A 2,109-nucleotide genomic window follows, 5' to 3' on the forward strand; every position below is an offset into this window, starting at 1 on the left:
TGAATTGCCAATACATAACGACTTGCGTTGCCTGACAACATATGATGCAGGCCTGCAATACGACCAAGAAAAAACCGCACAGAATATGTTGTTCCGCGCGGTTTTTCGATTTATGCTTAACTTCTTTCACCGATTGCCATCGGCCGGCAGAAGTGTTTAGATTCGGTTGGCTATCCACTCCCCTATTTCCTTGGTGCCATAACTTCGGACACCTTCTACTTGAATTTCGGGTGTGCGAATGTTGTTCTCGAGTGCGTCGTCACATGCCTTGCGAATGGCTGCCCCCTCCTCTTTCAGTCCAAAATGCTCGAGCATCATGGCGGCAGATAGAATCATGGCCATGGGGTTGGCGATGTTCTTGCCCGCTGCCTGGGGCCAGGAACCATGCACCGGTTCGAAAAGCGGGGTGTGCTCACCAAGCGAGGACGAGGGCTGGAGCCCCATGGAACCGGTAATGGCACTGGTCTCGTCAGTCAGGATGTCGCCAAAAGTATTCTCGGTAACGATGACATCGAAGAATCGAGGTTCGGTGAGCACGCGCATGGAGGCATTGTCGATGAACATATAGTCTACGCTGACCTCAGGATATTGCGGTTCCATCTCCTGCGCAATTTGACGCCAAAGGCGCGAACTGGCCAGCACGTTGGCCTTGTCGACCACCGTAAGGTGCTTGTTGCGGTTCATCGCAAACTCGAAAGCCACCTTCAGGATGCGCTCTATCTCATGACGGTGATATATATCGGTATCGTAGGCCTTGTCGTTGTCCTGATACTTTTCTCCGAAATACATGCCGCCGGTCAGTTCACGTATCACCACAAAGTCGGCTCCCTTGATGATCTCCTCCTTGAGCGGCGACTTATGGAGCAAGCAGTCGAACGTGGCCACGGGGCGCACATTGGCAAAGAGGCCGAGCTGTTTGCGCATGGCCAGGAGGCCGGTCTCGGGGCGCACTTTCAGCGTGGGATCATTGTCGAAGCGCGGGTCGCCCACTGCAGCAAAGAGTACTGCATCGGCATCCATGCACACCTTGAAGGTTTCTTCGGGGAACGGGTCGCCCACCTCGTCGATGGCATGAGCACCGCAAAGAGCCTCCTTGTACACAAATTCATGGTTGAATTTCTTACCCACAGCGTTGAGCACTCCGATGGCTTGGGGCATAATCTCCGGCCCGATACCGTCGCCGGCAAGAACTGCAATGTTCAATTTCATAGTCTATAATTTTTTTGGGTTGTTGTTCTGTTGTTCTGGAGATTGCGGATGTTATGGTGCAAACGAACAAGACAGTCCGTGAAGCATCAGCAGTCCTGGCGTTGTCAGTTAGGAAATTTCCTGTCTGCAACCTCATTTTCCACAATGTTCAGCATTTTAAAAGTGGCCTTGATGGCCGATTCTGTCTGATCGACATCCAATCCTTGGGTACGAATCATGCGTCCAGACTCTTCGTGCCAAGTGATCACGGTCTGCACAAGGGCATCGGTATGGCCGCCCGGCGGTATGGACACGGTATAGTTGGCCAATCTCGGGAAGGTGCGGTTCAGGTTTTCCTTATAAATCTTGCGCAGTGCCTTGACAAACGCGTCGTACTGCCCGTCTCCGGTCGACTCGCCCATATAGTCCTTTCCGTTGATTTCCACCTTGATGCTGGCAATGGGTTTTAGCCCATATGAAGTGGAGACCATATAGCTCAGGAGCTTCACACAATCCTCCTGCGTGTTATGCTTGAGCACATCAGAAACGATGAACGGCAGATCGGCCTGGGTCACAAACTCCTTGCGATCGCCAAGTTCAGTGATTCGCTGCGTCACCATTCGGGTTTGCTCAGGGGTGAGTTCCATACCCAGTTCCTCAAGGTTTTTCTCAATATTGGCCTTGCCGGAGTTCTTTCCCAAGGCATACGCACGCTTCCGACCGAAACGTTCGGGTTTCAATTCGTTGCAGTAGAGATTGTCCTTGTTGTCACCATCAGCATGAACTCCAGCCACCTGTGTAAAGACATTCTCGCCAACAATCGGTTGGTTGGGAGCCACGGCAATGCCGCTGTGATCTTCCACCACACGACTGATCATGTTAAGCTGACTCTCGTTGATATTGGTCCTGACATGCAACTGA

At 52.1% G+C, this 2,109-nt stretch carries 2 protein-coding genes; both read right to left on the reverse strand.

Translation table 11 applies throughout. From position 1 onward, the window contains the following. Positions 1–156: 156 nt before the first annotated feature. Positions 157–1,209, reverse strand: a complete 1,053-nt coding sequence (gene leuB / locus HMPREF0645_RS07915) for a 3-isopropylmalate dehydrogenase (RefSeq protein WP_007174430.1) — start codon at positions 1,207–1,209, stop codon at positions 157–159. Positions 1,210–1,313: 104 nt separating this feature from the next. Further along, on the reverse strand, positions 1,314–2,109 hold a 796-nt coding region (locus HMPREF0645_RS07920), incomplete at its 5' end, for an alpha-isopropylmalate synthase regulatory domain-containing protein (RefSeq protein WP_007174431.1).

It is taken from the genome of Hallella bergensis DSM 17361 (genome assembly GCF_000160535.1).
Classification (GTDB): domain Bacteria; phylum Bacteroidota; class Bacteroidia; order Bacteroidales; family Bacteroidaceae; genus Prevotella; species Prevotella bergensis.

Bases quoted from the DNA above. Each gene is read 5' to 3' on its own strand.
- leuB (WP_007174430.1), bottom strand. From the start codon at position 1,209: ATGAAATTGAACATTGCAGTTCTTGCCGGCGACGGTATCGGGCCGGAG.